The 21,063-nt window shown below is 63.6% G+C and carries 21 protein-coding genes; 9 read left to right on the top strand and 12 right to left on the bottom strand.

Annotated elements, in window-relative coordinates; all coding sequences use genetic code 11:
* Positions 1 to 2: 2 nt before the first annotated feature.
* A complete protein-coding gene (gene glyS / locus ACIQUF_RS14025) occupies positions 3 to 2,054 on the bottom strand; it encodes a glycine--tRNA ligase subunit beta (protein ID WP_403132306.1) in 2,052 nt (683 codons plus the stop codon).
* A complete protein-coding gene (gene glyQ / locus ACIQUF_RS14030) occupies positions 2,051 to 2,998 on the bottom strand; it encodes a glycine--tRNA ligase subunit alpha (RefSeq protein WP_403132308.1) in 948 nt (315 codons plus the stop codon). The genes glyS and glyQ overlap by 4 nt, the downstream gene beginning before the upstream one ends.
* A gap of 83 nt (positions 2,999 to 3,081) precedes the next feature.
* On the opposite strand from glyQ, the gene ACIQUF_RS14035 reads away from it, so the two are divergent.
* Both ACIQUF_RS14035 and ACIQUF_RS14040 read left to right on the top strand, forming a co-directional pair.
* Entirely contained in the window at positions 3,082 to 3,633 is a 552-nt protein-coding gene (locus tag ACIQUF_RS14035; RefSeq protein ID WP_403132312.1) for a DNA-3-methyladenine glycosylase I, read from the top strand.
* A 41-nt stretch (positions 3,634 to 3,674) separates the two neighbouring features.
* Positions 3,675 to 4,562, top strand: coding sequence for a lysophospholipid acyltransferase (locus ACIQUF_RS14040; protein ID WP_403132314.1), 888 nt, complete (start codon positions 3,675 to 3,677; stop codon positions 4,560 to 4,562).
* 110 nt (positions 4,563 to 4,672) lie between these two features.
* On the opposite strand, the gene ACIQUF_RS14045 is transcribed toward ACIQUF_RS14040, so the two are convergent.
* The 5 genes from ACIQUF_RS14045 to def are packed head-to-tail and all read right to left on the bottom strand — an operon-like array spanning position 4,673 to position 9,202.
* Entirely contained in the window at positions 4,673 to 4,987 is a 315-nt protein-coding gene (locus tag ACIQUF_RS14045; RefSeq protein WP_306580554.1) for a tetratricopeptide repeat protein, read from the bottom strand.
* Between the two features lie 11 nt (positions 4,988 to 4,998).
* A complete protein-coding gene (gene trkA / locus ACIQUF_RS14050; protein WP_403132317.1) occupies positions 4,999 to 6,372 on the bottom strand; it encodes a Trk system potassium transporter TrkA in 1,374 nt (457 codons plus the stop codon).
* Positions 6,373 to 6,395: 23 nt separating this feature from the next.
* Positions 6,396 to 7,706 (bottom strand): 16S rRNA (cytosine(967)-C(5))-methyltransferase RsmB, encoded by a 1,311-nt coding sequence (rsmB, locus tag ACIQUF_RS14055; protein ID WP_403132319.1) that lies wholly within the window; start codon positions 7,704 to 7,706, stop codon positions 6,396 to 6,398.
* The gene (gene fmt / locus ACIQUF_RS14060; RefSeq protein WP_403132322.1) at positions 7,703 to 8,635 is read right to left on the bottom strand and encodes a methionyl-tRNA formyltransferase; all 933 of its coding nucleotides are present in this window, start codon (positions 8,633 to 8,635) and stop codon (positions 7,703 to 7,705) included. The genes rsmB and fmt overlap by 4 nt, the downstream gene beginning before the upstream one ends.
* Positions 8,636 to 8,695: 60 nt before the next feature.
* Entirely contained in the window at positions 8,696 to 9,202 is a 507-nt protein-coding gene (gene def / locus ACIQUF_RS14065; RefSeq protein WP_400802735.1) for a peptide deformylase, read from the bottom strand.
* 206 nt (positions 9,203 to 9,408) lie between these two features.
* On the opposite strand from def, the gene dprA reads away from it, so the two are divergent.
* The 3 genes from dprA to ACIQUF_RS14080 all read left to right on the top strand — a co-directional run bounded on the left by dprA (position 9,409) and on the right by ACIQUF_RS14080 (position 11,808).
* Positions 9,409 to 10,506 carry a DNA-processing protein DprA gene (gene dprA / locus ACIQUF_RS14070; RefSeq protein ID WP_403132325.1) on the top strand — a complete coding sequence of 366 codons (1,098 nt, stop codon included), beginning with the start codon at positions 9,409 to 9,411 and terminating at the stop codon, positions 10,504 to 10,506.
* A 38-nt stretch (positions 10,507 to 10,544) separates the two neighbouring features.
* On the top strand, positions 10,545 to 11,102 hold the full coding sequence (locus tag ACIQUF_RS14075; protein WP_403132327.1) for an L-threonylcarbamoyladenylate synthase: 558 nt from the start codon (positions 10,545 to 10,547) through the stop codon (positions 11,100 to 11,102).
* 412 nt (positions 11,103 to 11,514) lie between these two features.
* A complete protein-coding gene (locus ACIQUF_RS14080) occupies positions 11,515 to 11,808 on the top strand; it encodes a hypothetical protein (protein WP_403132328.1) in 294 nt (97 codons plus the stop codon).
* Between the two features lie 97 nt (positions 11,809 to 11,905).
* Here ACIQUF_RS14080 and ACIQUF_RS14085 read toward each other — a convergent pair whose 3' ends face one another.
* Positions 11,906 to 12,883 carry an NADPH:quinone reductase gene (locus ACIQUF_RS14085; RefSeq protein ID WP_403132330.1) on the bottom strand — a complete coding sequence of 326 codons (978 nt, stop codon included), beginning with the start codon at positions 12,881 to 12,883 and terminating at the stop codon, positions 11,906 to 11,908.
* Positions 12,884 to 13,017: 134 nt separating this feature from the next.
* Between ACIQUF_RS14085 and hemF the strand changes: the two genes are divergently transcribed.
* Together hemF and aroE are read left to right on the top strand one after the other, a co-directional pair.
* Positions 13,018 to 13,929, top strand: coding sequence for an oxygen-dependent coproporphyrinogen oxidase (hemF, locus tag ACIQUF_RS14090; protein WP_403132332.1), 912 nt, complete (start codon positions 13,018 to 13,020; stop codon positions 13,927 to 13,929).
* 25 nt (positions 13,930 to 13,954) lie between these two features.
* Positions 13,955 to 14,779, top strand: coding sequence for a shikimate dehydrogenase (gene aroE / locus ACIQUF_RS14095; RefSeq protein ID WP_403132334.1), 825 nt, complete (start codon positions 13,955 to 13,957; stop codon positions 14,777 to 14,779).
* Between the two features lie 109 nt (positions 14,780 to 14,888).
* On the opposite strand, the gene ACIQUF_RS14100 is transcribed toward aroE, so the two are convergent.
* The 3 genes from ACIQUF_RS14100 to betC form a co-directional block, all read right to left on the bottom strand.
* A complete protein-coding gene (locus ACIQUF_RS14100; protein WP_403132337.1) occupies positions 14,889 to 16,454 on the bottom strand; it encodes a SulP family inorganic anion transporter in 1,566 nt (521 codons plus the stop codon).
* Between the two features lie 130 nt (positions 16,455 to 16,584).
* Positions 16,585 to 17,508: a choline ABC transporter substrate-binding protein gene (gene choX / locus ACIQUF_RS14105; RefSeq protein ID WP_403132340.1), complete on the bottom strand. Its 924-nt coding sequence runs from the start codon at positions 17,506 to 17,508 to the stop codon at positions 16,585 to 16,587.
* A 14-nt stretch (positions 17,509 to 17,522) separates the two neighbouring features.
* On the bottom strand, positions 17,523 to 19,040 hold the full coding sequence (betC, locus tag ACIQUF_RS14110) for a choline-sulfatase (RefSeq protein ID WP_403132343.1): 1,518 nt from the start codon (positions 19,038 to 19,040) through the stop codon (positions 17,523 to 17,525).
* Positions 19,041 to 19,149: 109 nt separating this feature from the next.
* On the opposite strand from betC, the gene ACIQUF_RS14115 reads away from it, so the two are divergent.
* Positions 19,150 to 20,049 (top strand): choline sulfate utilization transcriptional regulator, encoded by a 900-nt coding sequence (locus ACIQUF_RS14115; RefSeq protein WP_403132345.1) that lies wholly within the window; start codon positions 19,150 to 19,152, stop codon positions 20,047 to 20,049.
* Here ACIQUF_RS14115 and ACIQUF_RS14120 read toward each other — a convergent pair.
* Positions 20,042 to 20,575, bottom strand: coding sequence for an NAD(P)-dependent oxidoreductase (locus tag ACIQUF_RS14120; protein ID WP_403132346.1), 534 nt, complete (start codon positions 20,573 to 20,575; stop codon positions 20,042 to 20,044). The genes ACIQUF_RS14115 and ACIQUF_RS14120 overlap by 8 nt on opposite strands.
* Before the next feature lie 53 nt (positions 20,576 to 20,628).
* Between ACIQUF_RS14120 and ACIQUF_RS14125 the strand changes: the two genes are divergently transcribed.
* Positions 20,629 to 20,961, top strand: a complete 333-nt coding sequence (locus ACIQUF_RS14125; protein WP_403132348.1) for a DOPA 4,5-dioxygenase family protein — start codon at positions 20,629 to 20,631, stop codon at positions 20,959 to 20,961.
* Positions 20,962 to 21,063: the final 102 nt, after the last annotated feature.

The following is a 21,063-nucleotide window of genomic DNA, read 5'->3' on the forward strand; positions in this document are numbered from 1 at the left end:
GCTTACCCCAGCAGCGAAATGTCGGCCACGCCCAGGAACAGACCGCGCAGGCGGCTGAGCAGGGCATAACGGTTGGCACGCACCTTGGCGTCTTCGGCGTTGACCATCACCGCCTCGAAGAAGGCGTCGACCGGGTCACGCAGGGCCGCCAGGCGGGCCAGCGATTCGCTGTACTGACGCGCGGCAGCCATCGGTTGCACGGCCTGATCGGCCTGCTGGATGGCCGAGTACAGGGAGAACTCGTTGGCATTGTCGAAGTACTTCGGCTCGACCTGCTCGGCAATGGCGCCTTCGGCCTTGCTCAGCAGGTTCGACACGCGCTTGTTCACCGCGGCCAGGGCTTCGGCTTCCGGCAGCTTGCGGAAGGCCTGCACGGCCTGCACGCGCTGGTCGAAGTCCAGGGCGGAACCCGGCTTCAGGGCACGTACCGACAGGTAGGTGGCGACGTCGATACCTTCGTCTTCGTAGCGTGCACGCAGGCGATCGAAGACGAATTCCAGCACCTGCTCGGCCAGGCCTGCGGCCTTGACCTTGGCGCCGAACTGCTTGACCGCGAACTCGACCGCACCGGTCAGGTCCAGGTCCAGCTGCTTCTCGATCAGGATGCGCAGCACGCCCAGGGCGGCACGGCGCAGGGCATACGGGTCTTTGCTGCCGGTGGGCAGCATGCCGATGCCGAAGATGCCGACCAGGGTGTCGAGCTTGTCGGCGATGGCCACGGCCGCACCGGTGAGGGTCTGCGGCAGCTCGGCGCCAGCACCGCGCGGCATGTACTGCTCGTTCAGGGCCAGGGCGACGTCTTGCGGCTCGCCATCGTTGAGCGCGTAGTAGTAACCGGCAACGCCCTGCATCTCGGGGAACTCGCCGACCATCTCGGTGGCCAGGTCGCATTTCGACAGCAGGCCGGCACGAGCAGCGCGCTGGGCGTCGCCGCCGATCAGCGGGGCGATGAACGCGGCCAGCTTGGAAACGCGCTCGGCCTTGTCGTAGACAGTGCCCAGCTGAGCCTGGAACACCACATTCTTGAGGCGTTCGTTGAAGGTTTCCAGCGGCTGCTTCTTGTCCTGCTTGAAGAAGAACTCGGCGTCGGTCAGGCGCGGGCGCACGACCTTCTCGTTACCCTGGACGATCTGCTGCGGGTCACGGCTTTCGACGTTGGCCACGGTGATGAAACGCGGCAGCAGCTTGCCTTCGCTGTCCAGCAGGCAGAAGTACTTCTGGTTGTCCTGCATGGTGGTGATCAGGGCTTCCTGCGGCACGTCGAGGAAACGCTCCTCGAACGAGCACACCAGCGGCACTGGCCACTCGACCAGCGCAGTCACTTCATCCAGCAGCGCCGGTGGCACAATGGCGCTGCCTTCCTGCTGCATGGCCAGTTCCGCGGTGCGCTTGGCGATCAGCTCGCGGCGCTCGGCGAAGTCGGCCAGCACGTAGGCTTTGCGCAGGTCTTCGACGTAGTTGGCCGGGGTGGTGATCACCACGTTTTCCGGGTGGTGGAAGCGGTGACCGCGCGATTCACGGCCGGCCTGCTGGGACAGGATGGTGCAATCGACGACCTGATCGCCCAGCAGCATCACCAGCCACTGGGTCGGGCGCACGAACTCTTCACGGCTGGCCGCCCAGCGCATGCGCTTGGGGATCGGCAGGTCGTTGAGCGAATCTTCGACGATGGTCGGCAGCAGGCTGGCGGTGGCCTTGCCCGGAATGTGCTGGGAGAAGCGCAACTTGGCGCCGCTCTGGTCGATTTCCGACAGCTCCACGCCGCACTTCTTGGCGAAGCCCAAGGCTGCCTGGGTCGGCTCGCCGTCTTTGAAGGCCGCCTGCAGGGGCGGGCCGTCGATGTTGATGCTGCGGTCAGGCTGCTGCACGTCCAGCTGGCGGATCAGCACGGCCAGGCGGCGGGGTGCTGCGTACACCTGCTTGCCGGTGTAGTTCAGGCCAGCGGCCTGCAGGCCTTTCTCGATGCCGGCCAGGAAGGCGTCGCCGAGGGCCGACAGGGCCTTGGGTGGCAGCTCTTCGGTGCCCAGTTCTACCAGGAAATCTTGAGCACTCATTGTGCAGCCTCCAGCTTCGCCAACACTTCGTCACGCAGTTCAGGGGTGGCCATCGGGAAGCCCAGGCGTGCGCGGGCTTGCAGATAGCTTTGCGCCACGTCCCGGGCCAGGGTACGCACGCGCAGGATGTAACGCTGGCGCTCGGTCACCGAGATGGCGCGGCGAGCATCGAGCAGGTTGAAGGTGTGCGAGGCCTTCAGCACCATTTCGTAGGTCGGCAGCGGCAGCTCCAGCTTGATCAGGCGGTTGGCTTCGCTTTCGTAGAAGTCGAACAGCTCGAACAGTTTTTCGACGTTGGCATGCTCGAAGTTGTAGGTCGACTGCTCCACTTCGTTCTGGTGGAACACGTCGCCGTAGGTGACCTTGCCGAACGGGCCGTCGGCCCAGATCAGGTCGTACACCGAGTCGACACCCTGGATGTACATGGCCAGGCGCTCCAGGCCGTAGGTGATTTCACCGGTCACCGGGTAGCACTCGATGCCGCCCACTTGCTGGAAGTAGGTGAACTGGGTGACTTCCATGCCGTTGAGCCAGATTTCCCAGCCCAGGCCCCAGGCGCCCAGGGTCGGCGACTCCCAGTTGTCTTCGACGAAGCGGATGTCGTGGACCAGCGGATCCAGGCCGATGGCTTTCAGCGAGCCGAGGTACAGCTCCTGGAAGTTGGCAGGGTTGGGCTTGAGCACCACCTGGAACTGGTAGTAGTGCTGCAGGCGGTTGGGGTTTTCGCCATACCGCCCGTCGGCAGGGCGACGGCTGGGCTGCACGTAGGCGGCGTTCCAGGTCTCTGGGCCGACGGCGCGCAGGAACGTGGCGGTATGGAAAGTGCCGGCGCCTACTTCCATATCGTAGGGCTGAAGCACCACACAACCTTGAGCTGCCCAGTAGTTCTGCAGGGCGAGGATCAGGTCTTGGAAGGTACGCACGGCTGGCGTAGGCTGGCTCACGAAATTCACCTGTATCTGGGGATGCGGATGTAAAGAGCGGGAGTATAACCTGATTCGCCTCGCCCTCTACTCATTGGAGCCTTATGCCACGCTGCTTTTGGTGTACCGACGATCCGTTGTACCAGGCCTACCATGACCAGGAATGGGGAACACCGCAGCGCGATCCGGCGTTGCTGTTCGAGATGCTTTTGCTCGAAGGGTTCCAGGCCGGGCTGTCATGGATCACCGTTTTGCGTAAACGCGAGCGTTATCGCGAGGTGCTGGAGGGCTTTGACCCGGTCAAACTGGCGCAGATGAGCGACGAGCGCATCGAAGAATTGATGCTCGATGCCGGCATCATCCGCAACCGCCTCAAGCTCAATGCCGTGCGGCGCAACGCCAAGGCCTGGCTGGCTATGGATGACCCGGCCGAGTGGCTCTGGTCGTTCGTCGGCGGCGAGCCGAAGATCAACCACTTCAAGGCCCGTGGTGATGTGCCGGCGGTCACCGACGAGGCCAAGGCCATGAGCAAGGCGTTGCAGAAAGCCGGCTTCACCTTCGTCGGCCCGACCATCTGCTACGCCTTCATGCAGGCCACCGGCATGGTCATGGACCACACCACCGATTGCGATCGCTACGCCGCCTTGCTGCGCTGAGGGGTTACAATGCGCGCCTTGCTGAAATAAGGAATTCGCCTGTGGAAAAGTTCAAGGGCGCCCTGATGGTCGGGGTGCTGCGTCTGTTTGCCAAGCTGCCCTGGGGCGCGGTGCAGCGCGTCGGCGCCGGGATCGGCTGGCTGATGTGGAAAATCCCCAACGGTTCGCGCAACGTCGTGCGGATCAACCTGGCCAAGTGCTTCCCGGAGATGGACCCGGTTGTCCGCGAGCAACTGGTTGGCCAAGCCCTTCGGGACATCGGCAAGTCTTTCGTCGAAAGCGCCTGTGCCTGGATCTGGCCGCCACAGCGCTCGCTAGACCTGGTCAAGGAAGTGCACGGCCTTGAAGTGCTGGAGCAGGCCCTGGCCTCGGGCAAGGGTGTGGTCGGCATCACCAGCCACCTGGGCAACTGGGAAGTGCTCAACCACTTCTACTGCAACCAGTGCAAACCGATCATTTTCTACCGCCCGCCGAAACTGAAGGCGGTGGATGACCTGCTGCGCGAGCAGCGGGTGCAGATGGGCAACCGCGTGGCGCCTTCTACCAAGGAAGGCATTCTCAGCGTGATCAAGGAAGTGCGTCGCGGTGGCCAGGTGGGTATTCCGGCCGACCCGGAGCCGGCTGAATCGGCGGGGGTGTTCGTGCCGTTCCTTGGCACCCAGGCGCTGACCAGCAAGTTTGTGCCGAACATGCTGGCCGGCGGCAAGGCGGTGGGGGTGTTCCTGCATGCGCTGCGGTTGCCGGATGGTTCGGGCTTCAGAGTGATTCTGGAAGCGGCGCCCGAGGCGATGTACAGCACCGATGTGACTGAATCGGCGGCGGCCATGAGCAAGGTGGTCGAGCGTTATGTACGCGAGTATCCGAGCCAGTACATGTGGAGCATGAAGCGCTTCAAGAAGCGCCCGGCTGGCGAGCCGCGCTGGTATTGATCTCCACAAATCCCCTTGTGGGAGCGGCTTTAGCCGCGAAGCTGGCGATGCGGTGGATGGCACCGGCTTCGCCGGTGTTCGCGGCTGAAGCCGCTCCTACGGGGACCGTGTCAGCTTGAGGTTTTGTTGAGCTTCTTCAGGAACACGGTCATCTCTTTCTCGGCCTGCTTGTCGCCATGTGCCTGCGCCGCGACGATCCCGTCCTCCCAGGCCTTGCGCGCCGCTGCCAGGTCACCCTGCAGCTGATACGCCTTGCCCAGTAGTTTCCAGGCTGCGGAGTACTTCGGATCCTGCTCCACGCACCGCGCCAGGTGCACCGCCGCCTCAGCGCCATTGCCCTCATCCAGCCAGGCTTTGCCCAGGCCGAACCTCAGCAGCGGGTTATCCACACCCTTGGCCAGCATCTTCTCCAGCGATTCGCGCATGCCCTCTTCTCCTAGAAGAAACTCAAGCCAACATGGAACAGTTTCTCCACGTCCCGAATATGCTTTTTATCCACAACGAACAGGATCACATGGTCACCCGACTCGATCACCGTGTCGTCATGGGCGATCAGCACCTCTTCGTCGCGGATGATCGCGCCGATGGTGGTGCCCGGTGGCAGGGCGATGTTTTCGATGGCCTTGCCGACCACCTTGCTCGACTTCGCATCGCCGTGCGCCACCGCCTCGATGGCCTCGGCCGCGCCACGGCGCAGGGAGTGCACGCTGACGATATCGCCACGGCGCACGTGTGCCAGCAGCGTGCCGATGGTGGCCAGCTGCGGGCTGATGGCGATGTCGATCTCGCCGCCCTGCACCAGGTCGACGTAGGCCGGGTTGTTGATGATGGTCATCACCTTGCGCGCGCCCAGGCGCTTGGCCAGCAGCGAGGACATGATATTGGCTTCGTCATCGTTGGTCAGGGCCAGGAAGATATCGGCGTCGGCGATGTTCTCTTCAAGCATCAGGTCCTTGTCCGACGCGCTGCCCTGCAGCACCACCGTGCTTTCCAGGGTGTCGGAGAGGTGCCGGCAGCGGGCCGGGCTCATCTCGATGATCTTCACCTGGTAACGGCTTTCGATGGCCTCGGCCAGGCGCTCGCCGATCTGCCCGCCACCGGCGATGACCACGCGCTTGTTGGTCTCGTCGATGCGCCGCAGCTCGCCCATCACCGCGCGGATGTCTTTCTTGGCGGCGATGAAGAACACTTCATCGTCGGCCTCGATCACCGTGTCACCGCGGGGGGTGATCGGCCGGTCGCGACGGAAGATCGCCGCCACGCGGGTGTCGACGTTGGGCATGTGGGCACGGATCTGGCGCAGTTGCTGGCCCACCAGCGGGCCGCCGTAGTACGCCTTGACCGCCACCAGCTGCGCCTTGCCTTCGGCGAAGTCGATCACCTGCAGCGAGCCTGGGTGTTCGATCAGGCGCTTGATGTAGTTGGTCACCACCTGCTCGGGGCTGATCAGCACGTCCACTGGAATATGGTCGTTGTCGAACAGCTCCTCGCGGGTGAGGTACGCCGACTCACGTACCCGAGCGATCTTGGTCGGGGTGTGGAACAGCGTGTAGGCGACCTGGCAGGCGACCATGTTGGTTTCGTCGCTGTTGGTCACCGCCACCAGCATGTCGGCGTCGTCGGCGCCGGCCTGGCGCAGCACCGTCGGCAGCGAGCCGCGGCCCTGCACGGTGCGGATGTCCAGGCGGTCGCCGAGGTCGCGCAGGCGGTCGCCGTCGGTGTCTACCACGGTAATGTCGTTGGCTTCGCTCGCCAGGTGTTCCGCCAGCGTACCGCCCACCTGCCCTGCGCCGAGGATGATGATCTTCATCCGCTACTCCCTAACCTTTTTACTTATCCGCGCGAGGCGGCGATCTTGATCAGCTTGGCATAGTAGAACCCGTCGTGGCCGCCTTCCTGGGCCAGCAACTGGCGGCCATGGGGTTGGCGCACGCCGGCTTCGGTCGCCAGGTCCAGCTCACGGGCACCCGGGGTGCGGGCGAGGAAGGCTTCGATCACTTCGGTGTTCTCGGTCGGCAGGCTGGAGCAGGTGGCATACAGCAGCATGCCGCCCACTTCCAGGGTCGGCCACAGGGCATCGAGCAATTCGCCTTGTAGCGCGGCCAGGGCTGGAATGTCGTCGGCCTGGCGGGTCAGCTTGATGTCCGGGTGGCGGCGGATCACGCCGGTGGCCGAGCACGGGGCGTCGAGCAGAATGCGCTGGAATGGTTTGCCGTCCCACCAGCTGGCGGTGTCGCGGGCGTCGCAGGCGATCAGCTCGGCGTCCAGTTGCAGGCGGTCGAGGTTTTCGCGAACGCGGGTCAGGCGCTTGGCTTCCAGGTCGATGGCGACCAGGTGCGCCAGGCCAGCTTCGGCTTCGAGCAGGTGGCAGGTCTTGCCGCCTGGAGCGCAGCAAGCGTCGAGCACGCGCTGGCCGGGGGCCAGTTCGAGCAGGTCGGCCGACAGCTGCGCGGCTTCGTCCTGCACGCTCACCCAGCCTTCGGCGAAGCCCGGCAGGCTGCGCACGTCGCAGGCCTCGTCCAGCACGATGCCGTCGTGGCTGTATTGGCAGGCGCTGGCGCCGACACCCGCTTCGCTCAACAGAGCCAGATACGCATCGCGGCTCTGGTGACGGCGGTTGACCCGCAGAATCATCGGCGGGTGCGCATTGTTAGCGGCGCAGATGGCTTCCCACTGCTCGGGCCAGAAGGCTTTGAGTGCTTTTTGCAGCCAGCGCGGGTGCGCGGTGCGGGCCACCGGGTCGCGTTCCATGCCAGCGAGCAATTCCTTGCCCTCACGCTGGGCGCGGCGCAGCACGGCATTGAGCAGGCCCTTGGCCCAAGGCTTTTTCAGCTTGTCGGCGCAGCCAACGGTCTCGCCGATGGCGGCGTGGGCCGGGATCCGCGTGTAGAACAACTGGTACAGGCCGACCAGCAGCAGCGCCTGCACATCGGCATCGGCGGCTTTGAAAGGCTTCTGCAGCAATTGCGCGGCCAGCAATTCCAGACGCGGCTGCCAGCGGGCAGTACCGAATGCCAGGTCCTGGGTCAGGCCACGGTCGCGTTCGTCGACCTTGTCCAGTTGTGCCGGCAGCGAGCTGTTCAGCGACGCCTTGCCGCTGAGGACAGCGGCCAAGGCGCGGGCGGCGGCGAGGCGTGGGTTCATTGGCCGAGCACCTTGCCGCTGGCGAACTTCTCGCGGCGGCTGTTGAACAGGTCTGCGAAGTTGAGGGCCTTACCACCCGGCAGCTGCAGACGCGTCAGGCTCAGGGCCTGATCACCGCAGGCGACGACGAGGCCGTCCTTGCTGGCGGAGAGGATCTCGCCTGGGGCGCCCTGACCTGTGGACAACGTGGCGGCCAGCACCTTGACGCTTTCGCCGTCCAGCGTGCTGTGGCACACCGGCCACGGGTTGAATGCACGGATCAGGCGCTCCAGCTCGACGGCCGGGCGGCCCCAGTCGATGCGCGCTTCGTCTTTGTTCAACTTGTGTGCATAAGTCGCCAGGGCATCGTCCTGCACTTCACCTTGCAGCGAACCGTCGGCCAGGCCGGCGATGGCTTGTACCACCGCTGGCGGGCCCATTTCAGCGAGGCGGTCGTGCAGGCTGCCACCGGTGTCTTCGGCGCTGATCGGGGTGACCACCTTGAGCAGCATCGGGCCGGTGTCCAGCCCCGCCTCCATGCGCATCACGGTCACGCCGCTATCGGCGTCGCCGGCTTCCACAGCGCGCTGGATCGGCGCAGCGCCGCGCCAGCGCGGCAGCAGGGAGGCGTGGCTGTTGATGCAGCCCAGCCGCGGGATGTCCAGCACGGCTTGCGGCAGGATCAGGCCGTAGGCGACCACCACCATCAGGTCCGGCTTGAGCGCGGCGAGTTCGGCCTGGGCATCAGCATTGCGCAGGGTTGGCGGCTGTAACACCGGGATGTCATGGGCCACGGCCAGCGCTTTGACCGCGCTCGGCATGAGCTTCTGGCCACGGCCGGCCGGGCGGTCGGGCTGGGTGTAGACGGCCACGATCTGGTAAGGGCTGTCGAGCAGGGCCTTGAGGTGTTCGGCGGCAAACTCTGGAGTGCCTGCAAAGACGATGCGCATGGAGTTCTCGCTTCAAAAAAGAAAAAGGCTTGCCGGAGCAAGCCTTCTGGAAGGTGGGGATCAGGCTTGCTGGCGGTGCTGCTTTTCCAGCTTCTTCTTGATCCGGTCGCGCTTGAGCTGCGACAGGTAGTCGACGAACAGCTTGCCGTTGAGGTGATCGAACTCGTGCTGCACGCACACCGCCAGCAGGCCTTCGCATTCCAGCTCGTAAGGCTTGCCGTCGCGGTCCTGGGCCTTGACCCGTACCCGAAGCGGGCGGTCGACGTTTTCGTAGAAGCCGGGGACCGACAGGCAGCCTTCCTGGTACTGGCCCATGTCGTGGGTCAGCTCTTCGACGGTCGGGTTGATGAAGACGCGCGGCTCGCTGCGGTCTTCGCTCAGGTCCATGACCACGACCTGCAGGTGCACGTTGACCTGGGTCGCGGCCAGGCCGATGCCGGGCGCTTCGTACATGGTTTCAAACATGTCGTCGATCAGCTGGCGCAGGGCGTCGTTGAACTCCGTCACCGGTTTGGCGATGGTGCGCAGGCGCGGGTCTGGGAATTCGAGAATGTTCAAGATGGCCATAAGGTCAGGCAGTCACTGTGCGTTCGGTTGAAAACTGAGCACACATAATAAAGGGAATCGGCGATTTCGGCACCTGGCAAGGTCGTCTAGGGTGTCTATGGGGTTGATAGCGTTCATTTCATGGACAGCTTTTCAAAGTGTTACCCACACAGTTATCCACAGGTTGTGCCACGTAAATGGCCCTGTTTCGATCAAGGATGATCACCATGCCGATTCACCATTCGTCGCTTTGCTCGCCCGCCGAACTTGAGGCGCGACTGCGCCTGCATCGCCTTCCCAGCACGGGGCTGCGTCGGTTTCAAACGTTGGTTGAAGCGTTCGGCAGTGCTTCTTCTGCGCTCACTGCACCTGCTGGCGCGTGGCGCGCATTGGGATTTACACAGGCGACTATTGACGCCCGCCGCAGTGCCGAAGTGCGTGATGGGGCAATGGCTGCAATGGCCTGGATAGAGCGCCCCGGCCAGCATTTATTGATGTGGGACAGCCCTGGCTACCCCGCGCTGCTGGCTGAAATCGACGATGCGCCGCCGCTGCTTTTCGTCGCGGGCGACCCTGCCCTGCTCGACCGACCGCAACTGGCCATTGTGGGCAGTAGGCGTGCTTCACCGACGGCAATTGACAACGCCAGGGCGTTTTCCCAATACCTGTCGCGAGCCGGTTTCACCATCACCAGCGGCTTGGCCTTGGGCATCGACGGCGCCGCTCATCGGGGCGCTCTGCAGGCTGGAGGAAGCACGATCGGTGTGCTCGGCACGGGGCTGCAAAAACTTTATCCACAGCGCCATCGCGACTTGGCCAACGCGATGATCGACAGCGGTAGCGCGCTGGTTTCCGAGTACCCGCTGGATGCCGGGCCGCTGCCGGGCAACTTTCCGCGACGAAATCGCATCATCAGCGGGCTGTCGCTTGGCGTGCTGGTGGTCGAGGCGAGTCTGGCCAGCGGATCACTGATCACGGCCCGCCTGGCGGCCGAACAGGGCCGCGAGGTCTATGCCCTGCCCGGCTCCATCCACCACCCCGGTGCCAAGGGCTGCCACCAGTTGATCCGCGATGGAGCGTTGCTGGTGGAAAGCGTGGAGCAGATCCTGGAAACGTTGCAGGGGTGGCAGAACCTACCGCCGGTTGCTGTGGATAAACCCGGCAATCCCTTGCTCGCTTTGCTGCATGCCGCGCCGCAGACCAGCGAGGCACTGGCGCTGTGCAGCGATCAGCCGCTGGCACAGGTGCTGGCGCAACTGACCGAGCTGGAACTCGAAGGCCGGGTGAGTAATGAAGCTGGCCGTTGGTTTGCCCGCGTGGGCTAAGTAAACTGCGCGCATGGCTTAAATGCGGAGAGACACAAATGGTGAGCAGTTTTCGTGTGCAACAAGCCGCACGTGAGATCCGGGCGGGCGCAGTGATCGCCTACCCGACGGAGGCGGTCTGGGGCCTGGGCTGTGACCCCTGGAACGAGGACGCGGTGTATCGCCTGCTGGCGCTCAAATCCCGGCCTGTGGATAAAGGGCTGATTCTGATCGCCGACAACATCCGCCAGTTCGACTTCCTGTTCGAGGATTTCCCCGAAGACTGGATTGACCGCATGGGCAGCACTTGGCCTGGGCCGAACACCTGGCTGGTGCCGCATCAGGACTTGTTGCCGGAGTGGGTGACGGGGCAGCACGACACCGTGGCGCTGCGGGTCAGTGATCATCCGCAGGTGCGTGAGTTGTGCGCGCTGGTGGGGCCGTTGATTTCCACCTCGTGCAACCCGGGCGGGCGGCCTGCTGCGAAGACGCGGTTGCGGGTGGAGCAGTATTTCCATGGTCAGCTGGACCTGGTGCTCGGTGGGGCGCTGGGGGGGCGGAAGAATCCAAGTGTGATTCGGGATTTGGTGACGGGTGAGGTTGTGCGGCCTGGCTGAATTTATAAGCGGGATGGTGTGAAGGCTACCAAGTGTAAGCCGATAGTGATTCGTCGCCGGTAAGATCGAGCGCCGCCCGCGCGGCGCTCGATTTCGTAGGCGATGAATCTCTGTCGGCGAGCACTTCGCACCCCATACCTCAGTTTGGGAAAATTCCTACACCCCGTATCGAATACCATCACCTTCTCAGTGGGAAGTCCTGTCTCTAGGCTTCAGACCGTCGCCGAACAACTTGGCGATCGGGTGTGGTAACCCGGAAAATCTGATTCCTGATGGCAGTCCATGGCGGCTGTGCGCGGGAGGCTTTCGAGCCTGCCGGGTTTGGGATTCGTCCGGTTTACCACCCTGCGTACAGCTGCCACCAATTCGTGTGGTAACGGATTGAGGGCTAGCCTTGACCAGGTGAATTCCAATGAGCAAGAAAATCGTTCCCGATCCACCCCTTCCCTGCACCTCCATCCGAGCCTTCGGCCGCTGCGACGCCGGCCATGAAGCCCTGTTCAGCGTAAACCCCAACATCTGCGCCGCCGATGCTTTGGTGCACGTCGCCCTCTACCTGCGCAGCGCCTACGAAACCGGCTACAAGACGCTCGACTACATGAGCGAAGAAGGCCGCGGCATGTACTGGTCGAACCTGCATGCGATTGAACTGGCTGAGGGATTGGTCGAGGCGATACTCGATGGCATCGAGTCGACATCGGCATAGCGTCCATACTGTGGGAGCGGCTTCAGCCGCGAACACCGGCGAAGCCGGTGCCATTCACCGCGTCGCTTGCTTCGCGGCTAAAGCCGTTCCCACATGCTCAAGGCAGCAAAACAGTAGAGCCGACGGTTCTGCGTGCGGACAATTCGGCCTGCGCCTTCGCCGCCTCACTCAGCGGATACCGCTGCTGAATATCCACCACCACCTTGCCGCTGGCGATCACCGCAAACAGGTCATCCGCCATCGCCTGGGTGTTCTCGGCATTGTTGGCATAGGTCGCCAAGGTCGGCCGGGTCACATACAGCGACCCCTTCTGCGCCAGAATCCCCAGGTTCACCCCGCTCACCGCACCCGACGCATTACCAAAACTCACCATCAACCCGCGCGGCTGCAGGCAGTCCAGCGAGGTCAGCCAGGTGTCGGCACCCACGCCGTCATACACCACCGGGCACTTCTTGCCATCGGTCAGCTCCAGCACCCGCTTGGCCACATCCTCAAAGCTGTAGTCGATGGTGGCCCATGCACCCAGCGCCTTGGCCCGCTCGGCTTTCTCGGCAGAGCTCACAGTGCCGATCAGCTTGGCTCCCAGCGCCTTGGCCCACTGGCACGCCAGCGAACCGACCCCGCCAGCCGCTGCGTGGAACAGGATCACGTCGCCCGGCTGCACGGCATAGGTCTGCTTCAACAGGTACTGCACGGTCAAACCTTTGAGCATCACTGCCGCCGCCTGCTCGAAACTGATGTTGTCGGGCAGCTTGACCAGATTGGCTTCCGGCAGCGTGTGCACCTCGCTGTAGGCGCCCAGCGGACCGCCACCGTAGGCCACGCGGTCGCCCACTTTCAGGCGGGTGACGCCCTCACCTACTGCCTCGACCACCCCGGCACCTTCGGTGCCCAGGCCCGAAGGCAGCGCTGGCGGGGCATACAGCCCGTTGCGGAAATAGGTGTCGATGAAGTTCAGGCCGATCGCATGGTTGCGCACGCGGACTTGCTGCGGCCCGGGCGGTGCCGGGTCGAATTCCACAAGCTGCAACACTTCGGGGCCGCCATGCTGGCTGAACTGGATACGCTTGGCCATCTCGCACTCCTGTTGTCGGGATCGGGAAAGGCCTTCTATCGGACGCCTTTGCTTGATCGCCGTCAACTGCGGCGCGCGCGCTGGCGGTGATATGCTACGCGGCGAATTCTTCCCTGCCCGTTTCTGGTGACCCGATGACTAGCCGCACCGAGGCCGTGAAAGCCTACCTGCTCGACCTGCAAGACCGCATTTGTTCCGCCCTCGAAACCGAGGACGGCGGCGCCCGCTTCGTCGAGGATGCCTGGGTGCGCGAAGCCGGTGGCGGGGGCCGCACGCGGGTGATCGGTGACGGCCAGGTGATCGAGAAAGGTGGGGTCAACTTCTCCCATGTGTTCGGCGCCGGCCTGCCGCCGTCGGCCAGTGCCCATCGCCCTGAGCTGGCAGGCCGTGGCTTCGAGGCCCTGGGCGTGTCGCTGGTGATCCACCCGCACAACCCGCATGTGCCAACGTCCCACGCCAATGTGCGCTTTTTCATCGCCGAAAAAGAGGGTGAGGAAGCGGTGTGGTGGTTCGGTGGCGGCTTCGACCTGACGCCGTACTACGGCAACGAAGAAGACTGCATCCACTGGCACCGCGTGGCCGAGCAGGCCTGCGCGCCGTTCGGCGCCGACGTGTACCCACGCTACAAGGCCTGGTGCGACCGCTATTTCCACATCAAGCACCGTGGTGAGCCGCGCGGCATCGGCGGGCTGTTCTTCGATGACTTGAACGAGTGGGACTTCGACACCTGCTTCGCCTTCATCCGCGCCATCGGTGATGCCTTCGTCGACGCTTACCTGCCGATCGTCCAGCGCCGCAAAGCCACGCCCTATACCGCCGAGCAGCGCGAGTTCCAGGAATACCGCCGTGGCCGCTACGTGGAATTCAACCTGGTCTACGACCGTGGCACCCTGTTCGGCTTGCAATCCGGTGGCCGCACCGAGTCGATCCTCATGTCGCTGCCGCCGCAGGTGCGCTGGGGTTACGATTGGAAGGCCGCGCCCGGCAGCGAAGAAGCCCGCCTGACCGAGTACTTCCTGCAAGACCGCGACTGGCTCGCCCAATAAGCCTGTGGATAACCGAGGAGCCCCCATGGACCAGTACGTCGTATTTGGTAACCCCATCGGCCACAGCAAGTCGCCGTTGATTCACCGGCTGTTCGCCGAGCAGACCGGCGAAGACCTGGAATACGCCACCTTGTTGGCGCCGCTGGACGAGTTCAGCGATTGCGCCCGTGGCTTCTTCAAGCAAGGCAGCGGCGCCAACGTCACCGTGCCGTTCAAGGAAGAGGCCTACCGCCTGTGCGACAGCCTCACCCCTCGCGCCCAGCGTGCCGGCGCGGTGAACACCTTGAGCAAACTGGCCGACGGCACGCTGCGCGGTGACAACACCGACGGCGCCGGGCTGGTGCGTGACCTGACGGTGAATGCCGGGGTCGAGTTGGCAGGCAAACGCATTCTGATTCTGGGTGCCGGTGGTGCGGTGCGCGGTGTATTGGAGCCGATTCTGGCCCACAACCCGCAGTCGCTGGTGATTGCCAACCGCACAGTGGAAAAAGCCGAACAGCTGGCGCGCGAGTTCGATGAGCTGGGGCCGGTGGTGGCCAGCGGGTTCGCCTGGCTGCAGGAGCCGGTGGATGTGATCATCAACGCTACCTCGGCGAGCCTGTCCGGTGATCTGCCGCCGATTGCGGACAGCCTGGTCGAGGCTGGGCGGACGGTGTGCTACGACATGATGTATGGCAAGGAGCCGACCCCGTTTTGCCAGTGGGCCAGTCGGTTGGGTGCGGCCAAGGTGCTGGACGGGTTGGGGATGCTGGCTGAGCAGGCGGCCGAGGCGTTCTTTATCTGGCGCGGGGTGCGGCCGGATACGGCGCCTGTATTGGCTGAGTTGCGTCGGCAATTGGCTCGCGGCTGAGATTTTTGGGGCTGCTTTGCAGCCCATCGCGGATGAATCCGCTCCTACAGGTTCAGCGCAATCCCTGTAGGAGCGGATTCATCCGCGATGGGCCGCGAAGCGGCCCCAGTCACTCCTCAAACCGAATCGGGCACAGTTCAACCCCTTCTAGCTTCTGCAGCTCCTCGATCACCTGCGGCCTGGCCCGCTGCAACGTCAAACTCCCCCCGCCCCGCTGCAACCGCCGCGCCTCGCGATGCAACATATCCACCCCCGAGTAATCGATGAAATTCACCTGCCGGGCATCGATCACCACGTCCGGCCCCTGGCAGCGTTGCAGCCGCACCTGCAGATAATGCGCCGCACCGAAAAAGATCGACCCACCCACCCGCAGCACATCGGCCTGCCCTTCGCGGCTCTGCTGCACCCGAGGCCGTGAGGTGCGCTTGAGGTAGAAAAACAGCGAAGCCAGCACGCCCGCGTAGATCGCTGTCTGTAGCTCCAACAGCAAGGTGGCGGCGGCGGTCAGGGCCATGACCAGAAACTCCGCACGGCTGACGCGGAACAGCGCGCGTATCCCCCGATGGTCCACCAACCCCCAGCAGATCAGCAGAATGCTGCCAGCCATGGCCGGAATCGGCAGGTGCGCGATCAGGCTGGCGCCCGCGACGGCGAACAACGCTACCCACAATGCCGAGAACACTCCGGCCATTGGCGAGCGAGCACCGGCGTCGTAGCTCAGGCCCGAGCGGGTGAAAGAGCCGGACGACAAGTAACCGGAGAAGAACGCGCCGACCATGTTCGATAGGCCTTGGGCGCGGATCTCCTGGTCGGCGTCGATCAGTTGTTCCGAGCGTGCCGACAATGAGCGAGCAATCGACAGGCTGGTGACCAGGCCGAGCATGCCCACCGCTACGGCACTGGGCAGCAGTCTCAGTATCAGTTCCACATCCAGCAGCGGTAGCGGGCTGAGCGGCGGCAATTGGCCGGTAAACGAGGGCACCCGCGGTACGTGGCCAAAGTAGCCGGGAAGCAGCCAGGCCAGCAGGCTGACGGCGATCAAACTTATCAACAGGCTCGGCCAGCGTGGCCGCAAAAGTTTGAAGGCGACGCCGATCAACACCGTGGCCAGGCCCAGGATCAGGGATGGCAGGTCGACCTCACCGGCATGGCTGGCCAGGTCTTGCACCGTTTTCAACGCCGTTGCCTGGCTCGGCAAGTCCATGCCAAGAAGGTTGGGCAGTTGGCCGAGGGCGATGACGATGGCGGCGCCGAGGGTAAAGCCGAGCACCACCGAATGGGACACGAAATTGACCAGCGCGCCGAAGCGCAACAGCCCGAGCAGCAGTTGGAAGATGCCAGCGAGGAAGGTCAGCAGCAGCACCAGCGTCACATAGTCGCTGCTGCCAGCCACGGCCAGCGGGCTGATGCTGGCGTACAGGACGATGGAAATGGCGGCGGTCGGGCCGCAGATCAGGTGCCAGGACGAGCCCCACAAACAAGCAATCAAGACCGGCACGATGGCCGCGTACAGGCCGAATTCGGCAGGCAACCCGGCGATCAAGGCGTAGGCGATGGATTGCGGCAGGGCGAGGATGGCACCGCTCAGGCCTACCAGCAGGTCCTGACGCAGGCTGCGGCCCGATTGACGGGGCAGCCAGGTGAGAAAGGGCAGCAGGTGGATGAGGCGGTGCATGGTTAATCAAATTCCTTGCGCAGAGCACAATGCGCGCGAGCGGGTGGGAGCGGCTTTAGCCGCGAAGCAGGCGACGCGGTGAATGGCACCGGCTTAGCCGGTGTTCGCGGCTTAAGCCGCTCCCACGATCTCAAAGTCTGGCATTCACAGCCTGAGCAGCGTCACCACCCCCTTTGGTAGTGACCCCCGCCAACCAATCTTCCAGCAATGTTGGATGCGCCTTGACCCAGGCCTTGGCTGCTTCATCGAAGCTGATCTTTTTATCCACAACCTCGGCCATGATGCTGTTTTCCATGTCCAGGGTGAATTTCAGATTGCTCAGCAACTTGGCCGGGTTCGGACAGGCTTGTGGATAACCTTTGCGGGTCAGGGTATAGACCTCGCCCTTGCTGCCAAACCACTTCTCGCCACCCGTCAGGTAATGCATCTTCAGCTTCACGTTCATCGGGTGCGGTGTCCAGCCCAAGAAGGTGATGAACTGGTTTTTCTTCACCGCGCGGTCCACTTGCGCGAGCATCGCCTGCTCGCTGGATTCGACCAGCTTCCACTGGCCGAGGTTGAATTCATTCTTGTCGATGACTTCCTTCAGCGACAGGTTGGCGGGTGCCCCCGAGCCAATCCCGTACAGCTTCTTGTCGAACTGGTCGGCATGCTTTTGCAGGTCGGCGAAATCCTTCACACCGGCATTCCACACGTAGTCGGGTACGGCCAGGGTGAATTCGGTGCCTTCCAGGTTGCGCGACAACTGTTGCACGTCGCCAGTGGCGATGAATTTGTCGTGAAAGCCTTGCTGGGCTGGCATCCAGTTGCCCAGGAAGGCATCGACCTTTCCGTCCTTCAGGCCACCATAGATGATCGGCACCGCCAGGCTGTCGATCTTCACCTGATAGCCGAGGCTTTCCAGGAGCAGGCGGGCGACGGCGTTGGTGCTGGCAATATCGCTCCAGCCAGGGTCGGCGAGCTTGACGGTAGTGCATTGCGCGTCTTCGGCGTGGGCCGTGGCGGCGCCCAGGCTCAGGGCCAGGGCGATCGCGGCGGGGGAGAACTTGTGCATGGCGGCCTCTCTTCTCAATCCATGGGTGCGGGCTGTGGATAACGTGCCTTGCGCTCGAGGTCGTCGAGATCGATGTGGTTACGCATGTACTGTTGGCTGGCGTCAACCAGCGGTTGGTGGTCCCAGCTTTTCAGTTTGCCGATGGCCAGGGCTTCGGCCACCAGGCGGCGGCGCCGCTGGCTGGCCAAAACTTGTTGGCGCAGGCTGGGGATATCCCAGCGCTGCCTGGCTTCATCGAGCAATGCCTGCAGCAGCGCCTGATGGTCCGGGCTGCCGGTGAGGTTCTCCCGCTCGTGCGGGTCGCGGCTCAGGTCATAGAGTAGACAGGGGTCGTCCTCGCTGTACACGAACTTGTACGCGCCGCGGCGGATCATCATCAATGGGCCGACCGTGCCTTCGGCCATGTACTCGCCGATCACTTCGTCGTGGCCGCCCTGCCCTTGCAGATGGCCAAGCAGCGAGCGGCCGTCCAGGTGCAGGCTGTTATCCACAGCGCCGCCGGCCAGTTCCACCAGGGTCGGCAGCAGGTCGCAGGTCGATACCGAGGCGCTGACCCGGCCTGGGGCGAAGCGTTTGGGGGCGTGGACCAGCAATGGCACCCGCGCCGACATCTCGAACCAGTGCATCTTGTACCAGAGCCCACGCTCGCCAAGCATGTCGCCGTGGTCGCCGGAAAACACGATCAGCGTGTCGTCGGCCAGGTTGCAGTCTTCCAGGGTTTGCAGCAACTGGCCGATGTTGTCGTCGATGTAGCTGCAGGCGCCGAAGTAGGCGCGCCGGGCGTCGCGGATCTTGTCCACAGGCAGGGGCTTGTTCCACAGGTCGTAGACCTTGAGCAGGCGTTGCGAATGCGGGTCCTGTTCGTGCTGGCTGAACTCGGCGCGCGGCATAGGGATATCCACACCCTCGTAACGATCCCAATAGCGCTTGGGGATGGTGTATGGGTCGTGCGGGTGAGTCATCGACACGGTAAGGCAGAACGGCCGCCCATCATTCTCGCGCACATGGTCGTAGAGGTATTGGCGGGCCTTGAACACCACCTCTTCGTCGAAATCCAGCTGGTTGGTGCGCACGCAGGTGCCGGCTTGCAGCACGGACGCCATGTTGTGATACCAGCTCGGGCGCTCGTCCGGGGCATCCCAGTTCACCGCCCAACCATAGTCGGCGGGATAGATGTCGCTGGTCAGGCGTTCTTCGTAGCCGTGCAACTGGTCCGGGCCGCAGAAATGCATCTTGCCCGATAGCGCCGTGCGGTAGCCGAGGCGGCGCAGGTAATGAGCGTAGGTCGGCACATCGGCGGGGAAATCGGCGGCGTTGTCATAGGCGCCGATGCGGCTGGGCAACTGGCCGCTGACCAGGGTGAAGCGCGATGGCGCGCACAGCGGGCTGTTGCAATAGGCCGAGTCGAATACCACGGCTTGTTCAGCAAGCCGGCTTAGGTGCGGCATCTGGATGGGCGAAGGGCCGTAGATCGGCAGCAGGGGTGCGGCCATCTGGTCGGCCATGATGAACAGGATGTTGGGGCGCGTCATGGTTGGCTTCCATCGTTGAAGGTTATGCGAACCGCTTGCCTTTCAAGATGCGACTGTGGATAACGTGGGTAAAGCCCATGGCGGGCAATGACTGGGATTAGTTGAGCTTATGTTTGATCACCTCGCCGAACTGTCGCTCGATGCCCTGCGCGTGTTCGAGGCTGCTGCTCGCCTGCGTGGCTTCACGGCGGCGGCGCTGGAGATGGGCACCACCCAGCCGGCGGTGAGCCAGCAGGTGAAAAGGCTGGAGGCACAACTGGGCACCCGGTTGTTCGACCGCATCTACCGCGGTATCGCGCTTACCGATGCGGGCCAGATGCTCTTCGAGCAGGTGCACCAAGGCCTGCAGGCCATGGACGACGGTATTTCCCAAGCGAGTGGTCGCGGCCAGCGCGAGGTGCTGCAGGTGGCCACCGACTTTGCCTTTGCGTCGTTCTGGCTGATGCCACGGCTGCAGCGCTTTCACGAGGCTTATCCACAAGTGGATGTAAGCCTGGTGACCGGTGAGCGCAGCCAGGGCATGCTGCGACCGGATATCGATGTGGCGGTGCTGTTTGGCGATGGGCGGTTTCACCAGGGTGAGAGTCGCTGGCTGTTCGATGAAGAGGTTTTTCCGGTTTGCAGCCCACGGCTGATTCATGGCAAACCCTTGTCAGCCGTGGCTTTGCAACGATTGCCGTTACTTCATTTACGCGGCGAGCAGGCCAGTGGATGGTTCGATTGGGCGGGGGTGTTTCGTGGCTTTGGCGTGGCCAGTGCACCGCCGCCTGGGCAGTTACGCTTCGATAACTACACCTTGCTGATCCAGGCGGCGATTGCCGGGCAAGGGGTGGCGATCGGCTGGGGGCACCTGGTCGATGGGTTGGTCGAACAAGGGTTGCTGTGCCGGCCGCTGGAGGGCAGTTTGCGCTCCAAGCGGGGGTATTACGTGGTGCTGCCGCCCCGTAAACGGCGGGGGGCGCTGATCGAGCGGTTTGTGGATTGGCTGGAGCAGGAGCGCACTACCTGAAGTTCAGATGCTCGCCGCGATGCAGATCCAGCTCCAGCATATCGGCCATCCCTGCTGCGACTCTCTCAAGATCTGCCAAGGCAGCTGGAGCATTGATCACCGTCCAGTGCAACGCACTGCGCTGCAGCACATCCACTACCCGGTCCACGCTCTCACGCTCCTCGTCGGTGTGCTTGCCCGGCGCATCCAGCACATCGAAATCGCCCACCAGCAACACCCGGCGTATAGTCGTGCGAGACAACCCAGCCACCAGCGCCTCGGCCATCTGCCCTTGTCCGGCCAGCTCACCCGACAACAGCGCAACCACCGCCGAGCCACCTGCCGCGCTCTGCTCCGCCTGGTCGGCATCGCCCAACCCGCCTATCTTGAAATGCAGGCCCGGGCGCGGGGCATGGCGGTTGAGGTCGTCGACCACGGCCGTGACTTCGTGCTGGCGCGACAGCATCTCGGCAATCAGAGCACTGCCCAGGCTGTTTTCAGCCCCGAACAGCACCAGCTTGAATACTGGGGTTTCGGCATTTTTCACCGCATCGCTCCCTTTGCAGGTGGGTGATGGTTGGACCGCAATCAGGAGACATCGTGCAGAGGATCAAGGGTTACCACGCCCATATTTACTACGACGCATCGACCATGGAACAGGCGCGGGAATTGTGCGAGGAAGCGACGCGGCTGTTTCCCGTGACCATGGGGCGCATGCACCAGAAACCAGTCGGGCCGCATCCGGATTGGAGCTGCCAGTTGGCGTTCGGGCCGGAGGTGGTAGGGGTGGTGTTGCCGTGGTTGGCGTTGTATCGCAAGGGGCTAGTGGTGTTTTTGCACCCGGAGACGGGGGATGAGCTGGCGGATCACCGGGATCATGCGATCTGGATGGGGGCTGTGAGGCCGTTGAAGCTGTCGATTTTTGGTGGCTGAGCGGCCCTCTTCGCGGGCAAGCCCGCTCCCACAGTTATGCACAACCCTCAAGAGCGGCACTGAACGTGTGGGAGCGGGCTTGCCCGCGAATCAGGCGACGCG

This window comes from Pseudomonas sp. NPDC090233, assembly GCF_044772285.1.
GTDB lineage: Bacteria > Pseudomonadota > Gammaproteobacteria > Pseudomonadales > Pseudomonadaceae > Aquipseudomonas.